This is a genomic window from Curvibacter soli, from assembly GCF_029211125.1.
Classification (GTDB): Bacteria; Pseudomonadota; Gammaproteobacteria; order Burkholderiales; family Burkholderiaceae_C; genus Curvibacter_A; species Curvibacter_A soli.
This window is the reverse complement of sequence record NZ_JARGEN010000074.1, coordinates 38,751-57,982: the sequence shown is the minus strand read 5'-3', so window position 1 is coordinate 57,982 and position 19,232 is coordinate 38,751. Positions and strand designations below refer to the sequence as shown.

Sequence of the window (19,232 nt, the reverse complement as noted above, 5' to 3'; positions counted from 1 at the left end):
TAAAAACACAGTATACGGATGGGCTGCGGGCGCGCCGGGCCCGGGGACGGGAAGCGCCCGCGGACCTTGTCCAGCATTGCCTTGCAAAGCTTACGAAATCCTTCGGACTTGTTGCAGTGCATCAATCGGTATTTATACTAGCCGCTTTCCGCTTGGCCCCCCGTATCCGATCCCACTGCGTCCAGCCCACCGGTTCTCTGCGCCCCGCCAGAAACCGTGCCCGCCGCATCCGGGCCATCCGGGAAAACCCATCCCCCCTCCCCCCGACCGTGCCATGACCCCATCGCATCTCCTGAGGCCCAAAGGCCTGTCATTGCTGTGCGCGACGCTTTTTCTGAGCGGCTGCGACATGGCCATCCTCAACCCCAAGGGGCCTGTCGGCGCCGAGGAAAAGACGCTGCTCATCGCGGCCACCGTGCTGATGCTGCTGGTGGTGGTGCCGGTCATCGTGATGGTGCTGGCCTTCGCGTGGAAATACCGCGCATCCAACGAGAAAGCCGTCTACACCCCCGACTGGGCGCATTCCAACGGCATCGAGGCCGTGGTCTGGACCGTGCCCTGCCTCATCATCGTGGTGCTGGCGGTGCTGACGTGGAAGTCCTCGCATGCGCTCGACCCCTACCGCCCGCTGGACTCGGCCAGGGAGCCGGTCACCATCGAGGTGGTGGCGCTGGACTGGAAGTGGCTGTTCATCTACCCCGACCAGCAGATCGCCACGGTCAACGAGATCGCCTTTCCCGTGGATACGCCGGTGAACTTCAAGATCACTTCCGACACGGTGATGAACTCCTTCTTCATCCCGCAGCTCGGCAGCCAGATCTACGCCATGGCCGGCATGGAGACCCAACTGCACCTGCTGGCGCACACGCCCGGCACCTATGCCGGCATCTCGGCCAACTACAGCGGCCACGGCTTTTCGGACATGCGCTTCGCCGCCCACGCCATGGGGCCGGAGGAGTACGAGGCCTGGATCGCCAAGGTCAAGGCGTCGGGCAGCCAGCTCGACCGCGCCGAACTCCAGAAACTGGCGGTGCCGACCCAGAAGACGCCCGTCGCCTATTACGGCAGCGTGACGCCGCTGCTGTTCGACGCGACCATCGAACGCTACATGGCCATGGGCAAGAGCGGGCGTGAACTGCAGATCGCGGATGCCATGGGCCAGACCTGCCGCGCCGGGGAATGATGCATATGCTTGGAAAACTCACCCTGGAAGCCGTCCCCTACCACGAGCCCATCGTCATGGTGACGCTGGCCGCCGTGGTGCTGGGCGGCATCGCCATGCTGGCGGCCATCACCTACTTCGGCAAGTGGAAATACCTCTGGACCGAATGGCTGACCTCGGTCGACCACAAGAAGATCGGCGTGATGTACATCATCGTCGCGCTCATCATGCTGCTGCGCGGCTTCGCCGACGCGATCATGATGCGCATGCAGCTCGCGCTGGCCTCGGGCGGCTCGCCGGGCTACCTGCCGCCGCACCACTACGACCAGATCTTCACCGCCCACGGCGTGATCATGATCTTCTTCATGGCCATGCCGTTCATGACGGGCCTCATCAACATCGTGGTGCCGCTGCAGATCGGCGCGCGCGACGTGGCCTTTCCGTTCGTCAACTCGCTGTCGTTCTGGCTGTTCGTCTCCGGCGCGGTGCTGGTGATGATCTCGCTGTTCGTCGGCGAGTTCGCGCAGACCGGCTGGCTGGCCTACCCGCCGCTGTCGGAGCTGGACTTCAGTCCCGGCGTGGGGGTGGACTACTACCTCTGGGCGCTGCAGATATCGGGGCTCGGCACGCTGCTCACGGGCATCAACTTCTTCGTCACCATCATGAAGATGCGCGCGCCCGGCATGACGCTCATGAAGATGCCCATCTTCACCTGGACCGCGCTGGTCACCAACGTGCTCATCATCGCCGCCTTCCCGGTGCTGACCGTCACGCTGGCGCTGCTGGGCGCCGACCGCTACCTGGGCACGCACTTCTTCACCAACGACGGCGGCGGCAACGCCATGATGTACATCAACCTCATCTGGATCTGGGGCCACCCCGAGGTGTACATCCTGGTGCTGCCCGCCTTCGGCATCTATTCCGAGATCGTCGCCACCTACTGCCGCAAGAAACTGTTCGGCTACACCTCCATGGTGTATGCCACCTCGGCCATCGGCGTGCTGTCGTTCATCGTGTGGCTGCACCACTTCTTCACCATGGGTTCGGGCGCCAACGTGAACGCCTTCTTCGGCATCACGACCATGATCATCTCCATCCCCACGGGGGTGAAGATTTTCAACTGGCTCTTCACCATGTACCGCGGGCGCGTGCAGTTCAGCGTGCCCATGCTCTGGACCATCGGCTTCATCATCACCTTCGTGATCGGCGGCATGACCGGCGTGCTGATGGCGATCCCGGCGGTTTCGTTCGTGCTGCACAACAGCCTGTTCCTGATCGCCCACTTCCACAACACCATCATCGGCGGCGTCGTGTTCGGCTACATCGCCGGGCTCGTGTACTGGTTCCCCAAGTCATTCGGCTTCAAGCTCAACGAGAAGTGGGGCAAGCGCTCGTTCTGGTGCTGGTTCGTCGGCTTCTACATGGCCTTCATGCCGCTCTACATCCTCGGCTTCATGGGCATGACGCGCCGGCTCAACACCACGACCGATCCATCCTGGCGCCCGTACCTGCTGTTCGCGCTGGCCGGCGCCGTGGTCATCATGATCGGCATCGCCTGCATGCTGGTGCAGATCGTGGTCAGCGTGGCCGAGCGCAAAAAGAGCCTGGACCTCACGGGCGACCCGTGGGACGGCCGCACGCTGGAGTGGTCGACCGCATCGCCGCCGCCGTTCTACAACTTCGCCCACGTGCCCCAGGTGCAGGCCCAGGACGACTTCTGGGCCAGCAAGGCCAACGGCTGCGCCTACGCGCCGCCGGCGCCCTATGAGGACATCCACATGCCGCGCAACACCAGCACCGGCCTGCTGATGGGACTCTTCAGCATGGTGCTGGGTTTCGCCCTCGTGTGGCACATCTGGTGGCTGGCCTTGATCGGCCTGGTGGGCATGGTGGGCGCCTTCATCGCGCGCAGCTTCGACAACGACACCGACTACTACGTGCCCGCCGCCGAGGTGGAGCGCATCGAATCCGCCCACCGCAAGCAACTGGCCTGCCTGGCACCGCAAGCCTGAACACCATGTCGAGCACTACCACCACCCATTCCTGCGCCATCCACGACGACGGCCACCACGACCACCACGATGCCGGGGCCAATACGGTCTACGGCTTCTGGGTCTACCTGATGAGCGACTGCATCGTGTTCGCCGGGCTGTTCGCCACGTTCGCGGTGCTCAGCACGGCCTACGCGGGCGGCCCTACGGGCAAGGAGCTTTTCGATTTGTCATACGTGCTGATCGAAACCTTCCTGCTGCTGTTGAGCAGCCTCACCTTCGGTTTCGCCATGCTGTCGGCCCACAGGCAAAACTTGCCTCAGGTGTACCTGTGGCTGGGCGTCACGTTCCTGTTCGGGCTTGGCTTCATGGGCATGGAACTCAACGAGTTCGCCCACCTGCTCCACGAAGGCGACGGCCCGGGCCGCAGCGCTTTCCTGTCGGCGTTCTTCACGCTGATCGGCACACACGGCCTGCACGTGAGCGCGGGCCTGCTGTGGATGGTGGTGCTCGTGATCCAACTCCTGCGCGGGGGCCTGACGCCTGCGCTCAACACGCGCCTGGCCTGCCTGAGCCTGTTCTGGCACTTTCTGGACATCGTCTGGATCGGCGTGTTCACCGTGGTCTACCTGATCGGAGCGATGTAAATGGCCAACGCCCACTCTTCCCACCACGCAAAGGCCGATGCGGGCCACGGCGGCCTGAAGTCCTACCTGACCGGCTTCATGCTGGCGGTGGTGCTGACGGTCATTGCGTTCGCGGTCGTGATGACCTCCGCCCTGGGCCGCGAGGGCATGCTGGTCGTCGTCGCCCTGGCGGCGGTGGCGCAGATCCTCGTGCATCTGTACTTCTTCCTGCACATGAACAGTTCGCCCGAGCAGCGCTCCACGGTGCTGACCTTCGCCTTCACGGTGCTGATCGTCGCCATCGTGATCGCGGGATCGCTGTGGATCATGTACAACCTGAACGCGAACATGATGATGTCGCACTGACGGTGCACGGACAGCACGCCTGCCCACTGCCCATTGCCCGCGACAGGCCCGGGCCCTGCCTGCGTGCGGGGCCTTTTCATGGATGCCCGCGGGATGCGCGCCTGCCCAGACGCGACAGTGCCAAGGCGCAACCGGTGGCGCCCGACTTATATTGCGCGCATGAACTCCTCCGCCCGCACGCTACCCATGGCCCAGGTCCTGCTCTGCGGGGCCGTCGTCGTCACCCTTTCCATGGGCATACGCCACGGCTTCGGCCTGTGGCTGCAGCCGATCACCCAGGAACAGGACTGGACGCGGCAGACCTTCGCGTTCGCGCTGGCGGTGCAGAACATCTCCTGGGGAATCTTCGGCATCCTCGCCGGCATGGTGGCCGACCGGTTCGGCGCGTTCCGCGTGCTGGTCGGCGGCGCGGCGCTGTATGGGCTGGGCCTGGCCGGCATGGCGCTGGCACCCACGCCCGCGCTGTTTGCGTTGACGGCGGGCGTGCTGATCGGCGCGGCGCAGGCGGGCACGACCTACGCCGTCATCTATGGCGTGCTGGGGCGGCAGATCGACCCGCAGAAGCGCTCCTGGGCCATGGGCATCACTGCGGCGGCGGGTTCGTTCGGCCAGTTCCTCATGGTGCCCGTGGAAGGCTGGCTGATCGGGTACTTCGGCTGGCGCGGCGCGCTGCTGGCGCTCGGCGCGGCGGTGCTGCTGGTGGTGCCGCTCGCATTCGGCCTGCGTGAACCGCGGCGGCAGGCAGCAGGAGCCGCGACCCACGACCAGACGATGCGCCAGGCGCTGGCGGAGGCGCTGCGCTACCCCAGCTTCCAGCTACTCATGGCGGGCTATTTCGTCTGCGGGTTCCAGGTGGTCTTCATCGGCGTGCACATGCCGAGCTACCTGAAGGACCACGGCTTGGCGCCCGCCGTGGCGAGCTACGCGCTGGCGCTGATCGGCCTGTTCAACGTAGTGGGCACCTATGCCGCCGGCGCACTCGGCCAGCGCATGGCCAAGCGGCACATCCTGGCGTTCATCTACTTCGCGCGGGCCGTGGTCATCGCGGCGTTCCTGCTCGCGCCGCTGTCGCCGGCCAGCGTGTATGCCTTCGCGGCGACCATGGGCCTGCTGTGGCTGTCCACCATCCCGCCCACGAACGCCGCCATCGCGCAGATATTCGGCATCCGGCACCTCTCGATGCTGGGCGGCTTCGTGTTCTTCAGCCACCAGGTCGGCTCGTTCCTGGGCGTGTGGCTGGGCGGCTTCCTGTACGACCGCACGGGCAGCTACGACATCGTCTGGTACATCGCCATCGCCCTGGGCATCTTCGCCGGCATCGTCAACCTGCCGGTCAAGGAAAGCCCCATTGCCCGCCCGCTGCCGCATGGAGCCACGCCATGAGAAAGCAGCCCGCGCTGCGCATCGCCGGTGCGGCCCTGGCCGCCGCGGTGCTGGCCGGGGTCTTCGCGCTGTACACCCAGCCGGACTTCCTGGTCACGCTGGCCGAGCGGCTATGGGCCTGCTTCTGACGCCCATGCAGGAAGCCTCGGAATGGATCCGGCGCTGGGCGCACCTGGTGCCGCCCGGTGGACGGGTGCTCGACGTGGCCTGCGGCGGCGGACGGCACATGCGCTGGTTCGCCGCGCGCGGCCACGCAGTCACGGGCGTGGACCGCGACGCGGAAAAGCTGCGCGCCCTGCAGCCCCACGGCGACACGGTGTGCGCCGATATCGAGAACGGCCCCTGGCCGTTCGCCGGGCGCGGCTTCGAGGCGGTGGTCGTCACGAACTACCTGTGGCGCCCTCTGTTTCCCGCGCTGCTCGGCGCGCTGGAGGCGGGCGGCGTGCTGCTGTACGAGACGTTCGCCCAGGGCAATGAAACCGTGGGGCGCCCCGCGCGGGCGGAGTTCCTGCTGCGGCCCGGCGAGCTGCTGCAAGCCTGCGCCGGGCTGTCCATCGTGGCCTATGAGGACGGCTTCGCCCGCACCCCCGACCGCTTCGTGCAGCGCATCGCAGCCGTGCGCCGCAACCTGGCGCAGCCGCTGCCGCGCCACCTGCTGGAGAATGCGGGCCGGCCGCCGGCTAATCAGTAGAATGCGCATTTCGCCATTCCGACCCCCGTTCATGACTTCCGCAACCGGCCCCATCACAGGCAGCATCGTGGCGCTGGCCACTCCCATGTTCGATGACGGCAGCGTCGACTACCCCACGCTGCGCAAACTGATCGACTGGCATGTCGCGGAAGGAACCGACTGCATCGGCGTGGTCGGCACCACGGGCGAATCCCCCACGGTCACGGTGGAAGAGCACCGCGAAATCATCCGCGTAGCGGTCGAGCAGGCGGCGGGGCGCGTGCCCATCATGGCGGGCTGCGGCGCCAACTCGACCGCCGAGGCCATCGAGCTGGCGCAGTTCGCCCAGCGCATCGGCGCCGACTGCCAGCTCCAGGTCGTGCCCTACTACAACAAGCCCACGCAGGAAGGCCAGTACCGCCACTTCAAGGCCATCGCCGAGGCCACGGGCGACCTGCCCATCATCCTCTACAACGTGCCGGGACGCACCGTGGCCGACATGCAGCACGACACCGTGCTGCGGCTCGCGCAGGTGCCGGGCATCGTCGGCATCAAGGAAGCCACCGGCAACATCGAGCGTGCGCAGTGGCTCATCCGCGAAGCGCCGCGCGGCTTCTGCGTCTACTCCGGCGACGACCCCACCGCCGTGGCCCTGATGCTCTGCGGCGGCCAGGGCAACGTCAGCGTCACCGCCAACATCGTCCCGCGGCGCATGCATGAACTCTGCGCCGCCGCCATCGCGGGCGATGCACGGCGGGCGATGGAAATCCAGTTCCAGCTCATGCCGCTGCACAAGCAGCTTTTCGTGGAAGCCAACCCCATTCCCCTCAAGTGGGCGATGGCACGCCTGGGCCTCTGCAAGGGCACCATGCGCCTGCCTCTGACCGCGCTCTCATCCTCGTACGAGGCGGCGGTCGAAGGCGCGCTGCGCGCCTGCGGCCTGCTCTGAGCACCCGCGCCCACCAGCACCCATTTCCCGAGATTCAACGAGGTCACTGCGTGAACCACCTAGCCAAACTGGGCCTGCTCGGCCTTTCCTTTGCGTTGTCCGCATGCTCCGTGCTGGAAAGCGACAAGATCGACTACAAAAGCGCCACCAAGGGCGGCTCCCTCGAAGTGCCTCCCGATCTGACGCAGCTCAGCCGGGATGCGCGCTACGCCATGCCGGGCGGCCCCGTATCGGCCAACGCCTTCCAGGCAGGCCAGCGCGCGGCCAACAACTCCAGCGACTCCAGTACTGCGGCCACGTCCATTGGCGACGTGCGCATCGAGCGCGACGGCAACCAGCGCTGGCTCGTCATCAGCCGCCCCGCCGACAAGCTCTGGGACCCGGTGCGCGAGTTCTGGCAGGAGAACGGCTTCCTTCTCGCGCTCGACCAGCCGGACCTGGGCATCATGGAAACGGACTGGGCCGAGAACCGCGCCAAACTGCCCCAGGACATCATCCGCAGCACCATCGGCAAGGTGTTCGACTCGCTGTATTCCACCAGCGAGCGCGACAAGTTCCGCACCCGCATGGAGCGCACCGCCAACGGCGGCACCGACATCTTCATCAGTCACCGCGGCATGGTCGAGGTGTACACCAGCGGGCAGAAAGAGCAGACCGTCTGGCAGCCGCGCCCCGCCGACCCGGAGCTGGAGACCGAGTTCCTGCGCCGCCTCATGGTGAAGCTCGGCGTCTCGCAGGAACAGTCCAAGGCCCTCGTCGCCTCCGGCGGGCAGACCCAGGCCATGGCGCGCGCGGCAACGGTCGATAACGTGCCTGTGGTGCAGCTCGACGAGGACTTCGACCGTGCCTGGCGCCGCGTGGGCCTGGCGCTGGACCGCACCGGCTTTACCGTCGAGGACCGCGACCGCAGCAAGGGCCTGTACTTCGTGCGCTACGTGGCGCCCAACCCCGACAAGCAGGAGCCCGGCTTCTTCGGCAAGCTGTTCGGCAAATCCGCCCTCGCCGCGCCGCCGCTCAAGTACCGCATCGCGGTGCGCACACAGGGCGGCGCGACCAACGTCTCCGTGCTCAACCAGAACGGCGAGCCCGACACGTCGGCCAACGCGCAGAACATCGTCAAGGTGCTGGTCGACGAGCTGAAGTAGCGGGCGCCGACGGCAATGCTGCGGTTCCGCAGCCTGGGCAGCGGCAGCACGGGCAATGCCATGGTCGTCGAAGGCGCTGCCGGCGCGGGTGGCGCGCGGCGCCTGCTCGTGGACTGCGGCTTCGGCCTGCGGGAGATCGGGCAGCGGCTCGCCCACGCCGGGCTGTGCGCTGACGACATCCACGCCATCTTCGTCACGCACGAACATTCCGACCACATCGGCTGCGCGCACGCGCTGGCCCTGCGCCACCGCATCCCGGTGTGGATGAGCCATGGCACGCACACCGCCATCGGCGCGCCCGATTTCGACGGCCTGCTGCGGGTGGCGCGCGATGGCGCCGCCATCGACCTCGGCGCCTTCGCGGCGCTGCCGTTCACCGTGCCGCACGACGCGCGCGAGCCCCTGCAACTGACCTGCGACGACGGCGGCGCGCGGCTGGGCATCCTGACCGACCTGGGGCACGCCACGCCGCACGTGCTGGAGCGGCTCGCTGGCTGCCACGCGCTGCTGCTGGAATCCAACCACGACCCCGACCTGCTGAGCGCCTCGGCCTATCCGCCGTTCCTCAAGCGGCGCGTGGGCGGCCCGTACGGCCACCTGGCCAACGCGGCGGCGGCGGACATCCTGCACGCGCTGCGGCATCCGGGCCTGCGGCGCGTGGCCGCCGCGCACCTGAGCGAGCGCAACAACCGGCCCGAACTCGCGCGCGCCGCACTGGCCGGCGCGCTGCAGTGGGACATGGCCGACATCGCCGTTGCCGACCCGCGCACGGGCACGGGCTGGCTGGGCTGCTGAGAAAGCGCCCACATGGAATCGGCATAGGGGGCCTCCAGCATAGGAGGCGCCCCTGCCACACCACCCGGCGTGCGGGTCCGCACCGGGCGGTTCGAGAGCTTGAGGTCATGAGAGTCTGGGTACGCCCAGCCTGTCGAAGTAGGCGATGGTCAGCACGGTCTTGCGCAGGCCGTCGCTGTTGCGCCACCAGCGGCGGCTGTTGGCCACCAAAAAGCCACCCGAAGGTGGCTTCGATGCCCGATAGGCGGAGCCGGTCTCAGTTCTTGGCGCCGCCCGCGGCATTGGCGGCAGCGGCTGCCGCAGACGAGGCGGCGGCATCGGCTGCTTTCTTCGCGGCATCCTCGGCGGCGGCAGCGGGAGCAGCGGCCGGCGCTTCGGCAGCGGGTGCAGGTGCCGGTGCGGGTGCCGGTGCCGGTGCTGGCGCAGGTGCCGGTGCCGGTGCGGGCTCTTCCTTATTGCCGCATGCGGCCAGTGCGACTGCGGCGACCAGGCTGGCCAAGACAAGCGATTTTTTCATTCCAGTTCCTTGCTGATAAGACATTGCGGAAAATCGTGCAGCCCCTTGGCGCACGGCTGCGGTGCGGCGTGGGGCGCGGGCCATTATCCTGGAAACGGCAGGTGCATGGCGCTCTCTTCACCCACGAGGTGAACGCCATCCGAAGCCGTCAACGCTCGATTTCATGCGGCCTGGCAAGGGATGCGAAGCGGTCAACTGCCGTTTCCAGGATTATAGAAACGGCCGCTTGCTGCCATGCCTGCAAGCGGCGGCGCAAAGGCCGATGGAATGCATACTCCCCCATATGCATCCGACTACCGCAGTATATACGCCGCATTTATTAACATACTCTCCGGGAGTATCGAAACCCCCCCCACCTGCGCCGCGCGAAGGGACGCGCAACCCGGGACGTGGCTCAAAGCCCCAGCGTCGTGGCCGGAAAAGCCGCCGCGCTCTTGCGCAGCCATTCGTCCACGCATTCGCGCACCTGCACGCGCCGCTCGGGCTCGCTGCCGCACCAGCCCGTGCTGTGGCGCGTATCCAGGCGCTGCAGTGTCCAGGCGGGCGACCAGACCACGCTCGGGAACTCCAGCGGATCGGCCTGCCGGCAGCCGCGGCATTCGATGATGTGGTCCCAGGTGCGGCGCCAGGCCACGAAGCGCGGGTGCTGGCGCTGCAGGCCAGCGTAGCCGCAGGCCAGCAGCGTCAGCCGGCGGCCGTTCCTGGACCAGGCCAGCAGCGTCTCGGCCACCGCGCGCTCGCCCAGCGGCCAATCCTCGAAGCTGGCGTCGCACAGCAGCAGCTCCCGCCAGCCTTCGCGTGCAGCGCAGGCCAGTGCGTCGCGCACAAGTTGCCGGAACGCATCGCGGCCCGCGAAGCGGCCCTGGGGCAGCGGCGGTGCGGCGCCGGCGGCTGCATCAGTCATCTGCATCTTCCTGCGCGGCATGCGCCCAGCCGTCCTCGCACCAGGCGGCGAGCAGCTCCTGTGCGTTGGCGCTCAAACCGCCGGCTTCGCGCCGTGTGAGCATGCGCGCATCGGCCAGCCGGCGCATCAGCGCGGCATCGCGGCCCGCGGCGCGGTAGCTCTCGCCGTTGATGAACACGTGCCGGTCGTCGTAGAGCATGCGGGTGCGGCGGTCCAGGCGCACGGGGCCGGGCGACCACGCCGCGCCGCCGTCGAACCAGACATGCGGCTTGGGCTCCGTCAGCACCTCGCCCAGCGCGCGTTCGAGCGCATGCGGCACCGCCAGGGCCCGCTGCAGCGCATCGCGCGCGAATGCCTGCAGCGGCGGGGGAATAGCCGCGGGCGCCTCCACGGCGGGCTGCTTCGGGTCGCGGTAGAGGTCTGGCACGGCGGCGTCCGCCCCCGCTTCGTCATCGTCATCGGCAATGCGCTGCAACAGCTCGCGCGCCAGGGCATGGCGCGCGGGCGCGCGAAACCCGATGGAATAGGTCATGCACTCGCCCACCGCAACGCCGTCGTGGGCATAGCGCGGCGGCAGGTACAGCATGTCGCCGGGGTTCAGCACCCATTCCTGCTCCGGCGTGAATTCCGCCAGGATCTTCAGCGGCACGTCGTCGCGCAGGCGCAAGTCCTTTTGCCTGCCGATGCGCCAGCGCCGCTGGCCCTGCGCCTGCAGCAGGAAGACGTCGTAGCTGTCGAAGTGCGGCCCCACGCCGCCGCCATCGGTGGCGTAGCTGACCATGAGGTCGTCGAGCCGCGCCCCGGGCACGAAGCGGAACCGCTGCATCAGCGCATGCGCGCGGTCGTCATGCAGGTCGACGCCCTGCACCAGCAGCGTCCACGCGCGCTGGTGCAGCGGCGGCAAGGCGCGGCGCGCGAACGGTCCGTGCCGAAGCTGCCACCGGGGCTGCTCGCGCACGAGCCGCGACTCCACGCCTTCGCGTGCGGCCAGCGCGAACAGTTCGGCGCGGCCCAGCGGCGGCGCGAAGCCCGCAATCGCCCCGCGCACGAGCAAAGGCTTGCGGTGCCAGTAGCGGGCCATGAACCGCGCCGGGCTCAAGCCCCCAAGCAGCGCCAGAGGTTGTGTGGTGTTCATGGAAGCAAAGGCATTCGGCGACGTTGCGCATCAAGCTGCGACAATTCTCCTATGGAAATCACCCCGCAATGCGTCGTCGCACTGACCTGGACGCTCAAGGACACGCTCGGCGAAGAACTCGACGTGCTCGATGAACCCGTTGAATTCCTCGTCGGCGGCGGCGATCTGCTCGCCACCATCGAAGCGGCGCTGCAAGGCCATGCCGTTGGCGACACGCTGCAGTTGCACATCGAGCCCGAGCAGGCGTTCGGCGACTTCGACGACCAGTTGATTTTTCTGCAGCCGCGCAGCCAATTCCCCGCGCAGCTCGCCGAAGGCATGGTGTTCGAGCCCTCTGCGCTGCCGTTCCCGCTGCCCGAGGGCGCGCCCCGCGATGCGCTCTACACCGTGACCGACGTCTACCCCGACCACGTGGTGCTGGACGCCAACCATCCGCTGGCCGGCATCGCGCTGCGCATCGCGCTCACCGTGCGCGGCGTGCGCGAGGCAAGCGAGGAGGAGATCGGGCGCGGCTCCGTCGGTGCCGGCTTCTTCACCATCCGCCCGCAGGCCCCTGGCAGCGACTCGCTGCACTAAACCCGGCTAAACCCGCGAAATCCGCCCGTCCTCGACGCGCACGCGGTCGCCCACGCGCAGGTCGCCGGGCGAACTGACGTCGAAGGCCCGGTAGCTGCCGTTGTCGATCTGGATGGAGATGCGCCAGGTTTCGCGCACTTCGTAGCGGCCGTCCTCGATGCGGTTGCCCACGACCGCCCCGCCGACCGCGCCGGCCGCGGTCGCCAGCGCCCGGCCCGAGCCACCGCCGATCTGGTTGCCCACCACGCCGCCGACCACGGCGCCGATCACCGCGCCCGCGCCGCTGGGCCGCGCGCGCTCTTCGGTGCGGACGGCTTCGATGCTGGCCACGCGGCCATATTCGACATAGGCCTGCGCCGCGGCCGGATGGGGCTGCTGCCCGTAGTACTGATCGCGCGCAGGCGCCCCGCAGGCGGCGAGCGAGCCCAGCAACAGGATGGTGCACGCCAGCGTGGCGATACGGGTGGATGGTTTATGCATGGCTATTCTCCTTGGAATGGATGCAGGCAGAGACGATCGTCGCGCCCGCGTGCCTGCCATTGGGTGCCCCATGCCCGCCTGCGCGCATCAGGCGCCACCGGCTGCCCGCGTGGGATGGCGATGCGGCACGGCGTAAGACCCAGACTACGCGCTCACGCCCGCCCGGTGGAGCCGTAGCCGCCCTCGCCGCGCTCCGAGGCCGGGAACTCCTGCACCACGTTGAACCGCGCCTGCACCACCGGCACGATGACGAGCTGCGCGATGCGCTCCATCGGCGCGATGGTGAAGGCCACATCGCTGCGGTTCCAGGCGCTCACCATGAGCTGGCCCTGGTAGTCGCTGTCGATCAGCCCCACCAGGTTGCCCAGCACGATGCCGTGCTTGTGGCCCAGTCCCGAGCGCGGCAGGATCAGCGCCGCGTAGCCCGGATCGCGCAGGTAGATGGCGATGCCCGTGGGCACGAGTTGCCAGGCGTTGGGCGCGAGCGTCAGCGGCGCGTCGAGGCAGGCGCGCAGGTCCAGCCCGGCGCTGCCGGGAGTGGCATAAGCGGGCAGTTGCTCCGCGATACGAGGGTCGATGATCTTGACGTCGATTTTCATGGGGAAAACTAGCCTCCAGCGCCCATTCGGCGGGCGATCTCTGCTATCAATTGACGAGCAAGAACGAGCTTGGGCGCGCGCGGCAGCGGCTGCACGCCCTGCGCATCGACGAGCATCATCTCGTTGTCGTCCTGTCCGAAGGTCAGCGGCCCGATGTTGCCCACCAGCAGCGGGATGCCCTTGCGCGCGCGTTTGGCCTGGGCGTGGGCGGCCAGGTCGTGGCTTTCCGCCGCGAAGCCCACGCAGAACAGCGCGCCGCTGCGCGCCCGCGCGCCTTGCGCCAGCGCCAGCAGGATGTCGGGGTTTTCGGTGAAGGCCAGCACCGGCGCGCGGCCCGAGCCGTCCTTCTTGATCTTGTGGTCGCTGGGCGCGGCGGGCCGCCAGTCGGCCACCGCGGCGGTGGCGACGAAAATGTCGGCGTCGTCCGCCTCGGCCTCGCAGGCGGCCAGCATCTGCCGGGCAGACTGCACGTCGATGCGCCGCACGCCGCGCGGCGTGGGCAGGTGCACCGGGCCGGCGACCAGCACGACGTCCGCCCCCGCCTCGCGCGCCGCGCGCGCCACGGCGAAGCCCATCTTGCCGGACGAATGATTGGTCACGCCGCGGATCGGGTCGATGGCCTCGAAGGTCGGCCCGGCGGTCACCAGCACGCGCCGGCCCGCCAGGCGCTGGGGCTGGAAGGCGGCGATGAGCTCTTCCACGATCTCGTGGGGCTCCAGCATGCGCCCATCGCCCGTTTCACCGCAGGCTTGGTCGCCCGTGCCCACGCCCGGCACCCGGGCGCCGTCGGCCCGCACCTGGGCCAGGTTGCGCTGCGTGGCCGGGTGCGCCCACATCTCGCGGTTCATCGCAGGCGCCAGCAGCAGCGGCACGCGCTGGGCGGGCCGCGCCAGGCACAACAGGCTCAGCAGTTCGTCGGCGCGGCCCTGGGCGAGCCGGGCGATGAAGTCGGCGCTGCACGGGGCGACGACGATGGCGTCGGCCTCGCGCCCCAGGTGGATGTGCGGCATGTTGTCGGGCATGCGCGCGTCCCACTGCGAGCCGTAGACCGGCCGGCCCGACAGCGCCTGCATGGTCACGGGCGTGATGAATTGGGCGGCGGCCTCGGTCATCACCACCTGCACGGTGGCGCCTTCCTTGACCAGGACGCGGCAGAGCTCGGCGGCCTTGTAGCACGCGACGCCCCCGCTCAGGCCGAGGAGGATGTGTTTTCCGGTGAGTTCCATGGGGCAGAGTCGTCGTGGAGCGGGCAATGTAGCAGAGACGCACCCGGGCCGCGGGAGGGGCTGCGGGGGCCACCTTTATAATCTCGCTTTACCACCTCCCGGGAGGCTTGCCTCCCGTCCCGACATGACCAAATTCGTCTTCGTCACCGGCGGTGTGGTGTCCTCCCTGGGCAAGGGAATCGCCTCAGCCTCCCTTGCCGCGATCCTCGAATCGCGGGGCCTGAAGGTCACGCTCATCAAGCTCGATCCGTACATCAACGTGGACCCGGGCACCATGTCGCCCTTCCAGCACGGCGAGGTGTTCGTCACCGACGACGGCGCCGAGACCGACCTCGATCTGGGCCACTACGAGCGCTTCGTCGAAACGCGCATGGGCCGCTCCAACAACTTCACCACCGGCCGCATCTACCAGAGCGTGCTGGAGAAGGAGCGCCGCGGCGACTACCTCGGCAAGACGGTGCAGGTGATCCCGCACGTCACCAACGAGATACAGGACTACATCAAGCGCGGCGCCGGCTTCGATACGCCCGAGGCGGTGGACGTGGCCATCGTCGAGATCGGCGGCACCGTGGGCGACATCGAGTCGCTGCCCTTCCTCGAGGCCGTGCGCCAGCTCAGCCTGCGGCTGGGGCCCAACAACACCGCCTTCGTGCACCTGACCTACGTGCCGTGGATCGCCGCTGCGGGCGAACTCAAGACCAAGCCCACCCAGCACACGGTGCAGAAGCTGCGCGAGATCGGCATCCAGCCCGACGCCCTGCTCTGCCGCGCCGACCGCCGCATCCCCGAGGACGAGCGCGCCAAGATCAGCCTGTTCACCAACGTACCCGAGTGGGGCGTGATCAGCATGTGGGACGTGGACACCATCTACAAGGTGCCGCGCATGCTGCACGAGCAGGGCCTCGACGGCCTGATCTGCGACAAGCTGCGCCTGAACACGCCGCCGGCCAACCTCGGGCGCTGGGACGATCTGGTGTTCGAGATCGAGCACCCGCAAGGCACCGTGACCATCGCCATGGTGGGCAAGTACATCGACCTGTCGGACAGCTACAAGTCGCTCAACGAGGCGCTGCGCCACGCGGGCATGAAGAACCACGTGCGCGTGCAGATCGAATACGTCGATTCCGAAACCATCACGCCCGACACGGTGGCGCAGCTCGGACAGTACGACGCGGTGCTGGTGCCGGGCGGCTTCGGCAAGCGCGGCATCGAAGGCAAGATCTGCGCCGCCCGCTACGCCCGCGAAGGCAGGATTCCCTACCTCGGCATCTGCCTGGGCATGCAGGTCGCCACCATCGAATTCGCGCGCCACATGGCCGGGCTGGCCGATGCCAACAGCACCGAGTTCGAGCCCGCCACGCCCCACCCCGTGATCGCCCTCATCACCGAGTGGAAGGACGCCGACGGCAGCATCCAGACCCGCGACGAGCACTCCGACCTCGGCGGCACCATGCGCCTGGGCTCGCAAAGCTCCAACGTGGCCCCCGGCACGCTGGCGCACAGCATCTACGGCGACGTGGTGACCGAGCGCCACCGCCACCGCTACGAAGCCAACGTCAACTACCTGGAGCGGCTGCGCGAGGCGGGTCTGGTGATCTCCGCGCTGACGCAGCGCGAGCAGTTGACCGAGATCGTCGAGCTGCCGCAGAGCGCCCACCCCTGGTTCATCGGCGTGCAGTTCCACCCCGAGTTCAAGTCCACGCCCTGGGCCGGGCACCCGCTGTTCAACGCCTTCATCGCCGCGGCACTGGCGCACCAGCACCAGCAGCCGGCGACGGCCCCGGCGCCAGCCAGCCTGAAGGCCGTGGGATGACCATGAAGCTCTGCGGATTCGACATCGGCCTGGACCGCCCGTTCTTCCTGATCGCCGGCCCGTGCGTGGTCGAGTCCGAGCAACTGCAGCTAGATGTCGCCGGCCAGCTCAAGGAAATGACGGGGGCGCTCGGCATTCCCTTCATCTTCAAGAGCAGCTACGACAAGGCCAACCGTTCCAGCGGCGCGAGCTTCCGCGGCCCAGGCATGGAAAAGGGCCTCGAAGTGCTGGCCAAGGTGAGGAAGCAGCTCGGCGTGCCCGTGCTCACCGACGTGCACACCGAGGCGGATATCCCCGCCGTCGCCGAGGTCGTGGACGTGCTGCAAACCCCCGCCTTCCTGTGCCGGCAGACCGACTTCATCCGCGCCGTGGCGCAGTCGGGCCTGCCGGTCAACATCAAGAAGGGCCAGTTCCTGGCGCCGCACGACATGAAAAACGTGATCGACAAGGCCCGCGCCGCCGCGCGCGAGGCCGGCCTGTCGGAAGACCGCTTCATGGCCTGCGAGCGCGGCGCGAGCTTCGGCTACAACAACCTGGTGAGCGACATGCGCAGCCTGGCCATCATGCGCGAGACCGGCGCGCCCGTGGTGTTCGACGCCACCCACAGCGTGCAGTTGCCCGGCGGCCAGGGCAGCAGCAGCGGCGGCCAGCGCGAAATGGTGCCGGTGCTGGCGCGCGCGGCCGTGGCCGTGGGCGTGGCCGGCCTGTTCATGGAAACCCACCCGGACCCGGCGCACGCTCTCTCCGACGGCCCCAACGCCGTGCCGCTCAGGCACATGAAAGCGCTGCTGGAGACGCTGGTGGCGATCGACGCCATCACCAAGAAAAACGGATTCCTCGAAAACAACTTTGGAGCCTGAAACAACCATGAGCAGCGGATACGTCATCGCCAGCGTCACCGTCACCAACCCCGCGCAGTACGAGGAGTACCGCAAATGGAGCACCGAGGCCATGCGCGTGCATGGCGCCGAGGTGTGCATCCGCGGCGGCAAGGTCGAGGTGCTGGAAGGCGACTGGCACCCGGGCCGCCTGGTGGTGCTGAAGTTCCCCTCCTTCGATGCCGCCCGCGCGTTCTACGACACGCCCGAATACCAGAAGGCGAAAGCCGCGCGCGAGGGCGCGGCCATCATGCGCTTGGTGTGCGTGGAAGGTAGCTGAGCTTTTTGCTCCTGAATTAATAGCTGCCATCGCAGGTATATAAAGCGCCGGATGCCGATTTGGCTTGAAAAACCGGCGCGGCCAAGAATCCAAAACTCCCCAAAGGAAAACCATGAGTGCCATCGTTGACATCGTAGGCCGCGAAGTGCTGGACAGCCGCGGCAACCCCACCGTCGAATGCGACGTGCTGCTCGAATCGGGCGTGATGGGCCGCGCCGCCGTGCCCTCGGGCGCCTCCACCGGCAGCCGCGAAGCCATCGAGCTGCGCGACGGCGACATGGGCCGCTACGGCGGCAAGGGCGTGCTCAAGGCCGTGGAGCACATCAACACCGAGATTTCCGAGGCCGTGCTGGGCCTCGACGCCGCCGAACAGGCCTTCCTCGACAAGACGCTGATCGACCTCGACGGCACCGACAACAAGTCGCGCCTGGGCGCCAACGCGATGCTGGCCGTCTCCATGGCCGTGGCGCGCGCCGCCGCCGAGGAATCGGGCCTGCCGCTGTACCGCTACTTCGGCGGCATGGGCGGCATGCAACTGCCGGTGCCGATGATGAACGTCATCAACGGCGGCGCGCACGCCAACAACAGCCTGGACCTGCAGGAGTTCATGATCATCCCGGTGGGCGCGCCGAGCTTTCGCGAGGCCGTGCGCTACGGCGCCGAGGTGTTCCATGCGCTCAAGAAGATCATCAACGACCGCGGCATGAGCACCGCGGTGGGCGACGAAGGCGGCTTCGCCCCCAGCGTGGCCAGCCACGAGGCGGCGATCCAGCTCATCCTCGAAGCCATCGAGAAAGCCGGCTACACCGCCGGCGAGCAGATCGTGCTGGGCCTGGACTGCGCGGCCAGCGAGTTCTACAAAGAAGGCAAGTACCACCTCGCAGGCGAAGGCCTGGTGCTGAACGCCGAGGAATGGACCAACGTGCTGGCGAGCTGGGTCGACAAGTACCCCATCATCAGCATCGAGGACGGCATGGCCGAGGGCGACTGGGACGGCTGGAAGCTGCTCACCGAGCGCCTGGGCAAGAAGGTGCAGTTGGTGGGCGACGACCTGTTCGTCACCAACACCAGGATCCTCCAGGAAGGCATCGACCGGCACATCGGCAACTCGATCCTCATCAAGATCAACCAGATCGGCACGCTGAGCGAGACCTTCGCCGCCATCGAGATGGCCAAGCGCGCGGGCTACACGGCGGTCATCAGCCACCGCAGCGGCGAGACGGAGGACAGCACGATCGCCGACATCGCCGTGGGCACCAACGCCGGGCAGATCAAGACCGGCTCCTTGAGCCGCAGCGACCGCATGGCCAAGTACAACCAGCTCCTGCGCATCGAGGAAGACCTGGGCGACGTGGCGTACTACCCGGGCCGCAGCGCGTTCTACAACCTGCGTTGACCGCCGCGTTCCGCGTTGCCGCCGCTGCCGCGCATGGGCTCGCGCCTCATCCCCGTCGTGCTGCTCATCCTGCTGGTGGCAGTGCATACCCAGCTCTGGTTCGGGCGCGGCGGCCTGCCCGAAGTGGCGCAGATGCGCCACCAGCTCGCCCGGCAGAAGGCCGCCAACGCGCAGGCGCAGCAGGCCAACGAGCGGCTGGCCTCCGAGGTCAGCGACCTCAAGGAAGGGCTGGACACGGTCGAGGAAAAGGCGCGCAGCGAACTCGGCATGGTCAAACAGGGCGAGATCTACGTGCAGGTCGCCCCTTGAGCCGCCTCTTACACGCTCATCTTTTGATAGCT

General features: G+C 67.9%; 22 protein-coding genes and 1 pseudogene. 16 read left to right on the top strand and 7 right to left on the bottom strand.

Annotation, left to right across the window (positions count from 1 at the left end):
• Positions 1-274: 274 nt before the first annotated feature.
• The 10 genes from cyoA to PY257_RS15170 all read left to right on the top strand — a co-directional run bounded on the left by cyoA (position 275) and on the right by PY257_RS15170 (position 9,087).
• Positions 275-1,183: a ubiquinol oxidase subunit II gene (gene cyoA, locus PY257_RS15215; protein WP_275743359.1), complete on the top strand. Its 909-nt coding sequence runs from the start codon at positions 275-277 to the stop codon at positions 1,181-1,183.
• A gap of 5 nt (positions 1,184-1,188) precedes the next feature.
• Positions 1,189-3,174, top strand: a complete 1,986-nt coding sequence (cyoB, locus tag PY257_RS15210; protein WP_275743357.1) for a cytochrome o ubiquinol oxidase subunit I — start codon at positions 1,189-1,191, stop codon at positions 3,172-3,174.
• A gap of 5 nt (positions 3,175-3,179) precedes the next feature.
• Positions 3,180-3,800, top strand: a complete 621-nt coding sequence (cyoC, locus tag PY257_RS15205) for a cytochrome o ubiquinol oxidase subunit III (RefSeq protein ID WP_275743355.1) — start codon at positions 3,180-3,182, stop codon at positions 3,798-3,800.
• On the top strand, positions 3,801-4,145 hold the full coding sequence (gene cyoD, locus PY257_RS15200) for a cytochrome o ubiquinol oxidase subunit IV (protein ID WP_275743353.1): 345 nt from the start codon (positions 3,801-3,803) through the stop codon (positions 4,143-4,145).
• Positions 4,146-4,304: 159 nt separating this feature from the next.
• A complete protein-coding gene (locus PY257_RS15195) occupies positions 4,305-5,528 on the top strand; it encodes an MFS transporter (RefSeq protein ID WP_275743351.1) in 1,224 nt (407 codons plus the stop codon).
• Complete coding sequence (locus PY257_RS15190) at positions 5,525-5,656, top strand: hypothetical protein (RefSeq protein ID WP_275743349.1); 132 nt, start codon at positions 5,525-5,527, stop codon at positions 5,654-5,656. The genes PY257_RS15195 and PY257_RS15190 overlap by 4 nt, the downstream gene beginning before the upstream one ends.
• On the top strand, positions 5,641-6,219 hold the full coding sequence (locus tag PY257_RS15185; protein WP_275743347.1) for a class I SAM-dependent methyltransferase: 579 nt from the start codon (positions 5,641-5,643) through the stop codon (positions 6,217-6,219). The genes PY257_RS15190 and PY257_RS15185 overlap by 16 nt, the downstream gene beginning before the upstream one ends.
• A gap of 31 nt (positions 6,220-6,250) precedes the next feature.
• Positions 6,251-7,147: a 4-hydroxy-tetrahydrodipicolinate synthase gene (dapA, locus tag PY257_RS15180; RefSeq protein ID WP_275743344.1), complete on the top strand. Its 897-nt coding sequence runs from the start codon at positions 6,251-6,253 to the stop codon at positions 7,145-7,147.
• A gap of 50 nt (positions 7,148-7,197) precedes the next feature.
• Complete coding sequence (bamC, locus tag PY257_RS15175; RefSeq protein WP_275743342.1) at positions 7,198-8,292, top strand: outer membrane protein assembly factor BamC; 1,095 nt, start codon at positions 7,198-7,200, stop codon at positions 8,290-8,292.
• Between the two features lie 15 nt (positions 8,293-8,307).
• Complete coding sequence (locus PY257_RS15170) at positions 8,308-9,087, top strand: MBL fold metallo-hydrolase (protein ID WP_275743340.1); 780 nt, start codon at positions 8,308-8,310, stop codon at positions 9,085-9,087.
• A 105-nt stretch (positions 9,088-9,192) separates the two neighbouring features.
• Here PY257_RS15170 and PY257_RS15165 read toward each other — a convergent pair.
• From PY257_RS15165 to PY257_RS15150, 4 genes and pseudogenes are all read right to left on the bottom strand, one after another.
• A pseudogene (locus tag PY257_RS15165) lies at positions 9,193-9,297 on the bottom strand (reverse transcriptase domain-containing protein); the annotation flags it as partial.
• 46 nt (positions 9,298-9,343) lie between these two features.
• On the bottom strand, positions 9,344-9,604 hold the full coding sequence (locus PY257_RS15160; RefSeq protein ID WP_275743338.1) for a hypothetical protein: 261 nt from the start codon (positions 9,602-9,604) through the stop codon (positions 9,344-9,346).
• Between the two features lie 394 nt (positions 9,605-9,998).
• Positions 9,999-10,514 (bottom strand): hypothetical protein, encoded by a 516-nt coding sequence (locus tag PY257_RS15155; protein WP_419095726.1) that lies wholly within the window; start codon positions 10,512-10,514, stop codon positions 9,999-10,001.
• A complete protein-coding gene (locus tag PY257_RS15150; RefSeq protein ID WP_275743334.1) occupies positions 10,501-11,643 on the bottom strand; it encodes a JmjC domain-containing protein in 1,143 nt (380 codons plus the stop codon). Before PY257_RS15150 ends, PY257_RS15155 begins: the two co-directional genes overlap by 14 nt.
• 51 nt (positions 11,644-11,694) lie before the next feature.
• On the opposite strand from PY257_RS15150, the gene PY257_RS15145 reads away from it, so the two are divergent.
• A complete protein-coding gene (locus PY257_RS15145) occupies positions 11,695-12,219 on the top strand; it encodes an FKBP-type peptidyl-prolyl cis-trans isomerase (protein ID WP_275743332.1) in 525 nt (174 codons plus the stop codon).
• A gap of 6 nt (positions 12,220-12,225) precedes the next feature.
• Here PY257_RS15145 and PY257_RS15140 read toward each other — a convergent pair whose 3' ends face one another.
• The 3 genes from PY257_RS15140 to coaBC all read right to left on the bottom strand — a co-directional run bounded on the left by PY257_RS15140 (position 12,226) and on the right by coaBC (position 14,524).
• A complete protein-coding gene (locus PY257_RS15140) occupies positions 12,226-12,699 on the bottom strand; it encodes a glycine zipper 2TM domain-containing protein (protein WP_275743330.1) in 474 nt (157 codons plus the stop codon).
• Between the two features lie 152 nt (positions 12,700-12,851).
• The gene (dut, locus tag PY257_RS15135; RefSeq protein WP_275743328.1) at positions 12,852-13,298 is read right to left on the bottom strand and encodes a dUTP diphosphatase; all 447 of its coding nucleotides are present in this window, start codon (positions 13,296-13,298) and stop codon (positions 12,852-12,854) included.
• Between the two features lie 8 nt (positions 13,299-13,306).
• The gene (coaBC, locus tag PY257_RS15130; RefSeq protein ID WP_275743326.1) at positions 13,307-14,524 is read right to left on the bottom strand and encodes a bifunctional phosphopantothenoylcysteine decarboxylase/phosphopantothenate--cysteine ligase CoaBC; all 1,218 of its coding nucleotides are present in this window, start codon (positions 14,522-14,524) and stop codon (positions 13,307-13,309) included.
• Between the two features lie 124 nt (positions 14,525-14,648).
• On the opposite strand from coaBC, the gene PY257_RS15125 reads away from it, so the two are divergent.
• The 5 genes from PY257_RS15125 (at position 14,649) to ftsB (ending at position 19,200) form a co-directional block, all read left to right on the top strand.
• On the top strand, positions 14,649-16,337 hold the full coding sequence (locus tag PY257_RS15125; RefSeq protein ID WP_275743324.1) for a CTP synthase: 1,689 nt from the start codon (positions 14,649-14,651) through the stop codon (positions 16,335-16,337).
• 2 nt (positions 16,338-16,339) lie between these two features.
• Positions 16,340-17,197: a 3-deoxy-8-phosphooctulonate synthase gene (kdsA, locus tag PY257_RS15120; RefSeq protein WP_275743322.1), complete on the top strand. Its 858-nt coding sequence runs from the start codon at positions 16,340-16,342 to the stop codon at positions 17,195-17,197.
• Positions 17,198-17,204: 7 nt separating this feature from the next.
• Positions 17,205-17,495, top strand: a complete 291-nt coding sequence (locus tag PY257_RS15115; protein WP_275743320.1) for a DUF1330 domain-containing protein — start codon at positions 17,205-17,207, stop codon at positions 17,493-17,495.
• A 112-nt stretch (positions 17,496-17,607) separates the two neighbouring features.
• Positions 17,608-18,891 (top strand): phosphopyruvate hydratase, encoded by a 1,284-nt coding sequence (eno, locus tag PY257_RS15110; RefSeq protein ID WP_275743318.1) that lies wholly within the window; start codon positions 17,608-17,610, stop codon positions 18,889-18,891.
• A gap of 33 nt (positions 18,892-18,924) precedes the next feature.
• Positions 18,925-19,200, top strand: coding sequence for a cell division protein FtsB (gene ftsB / locus PY257_RS15105; protein ID WP_275743316.1), 276 nt, complete (start codon positions 18,925-18,927; stop codon positions 19,198-19,200).
• Positions 19,201-19,232: the final 32 nt, after the last annotated feature.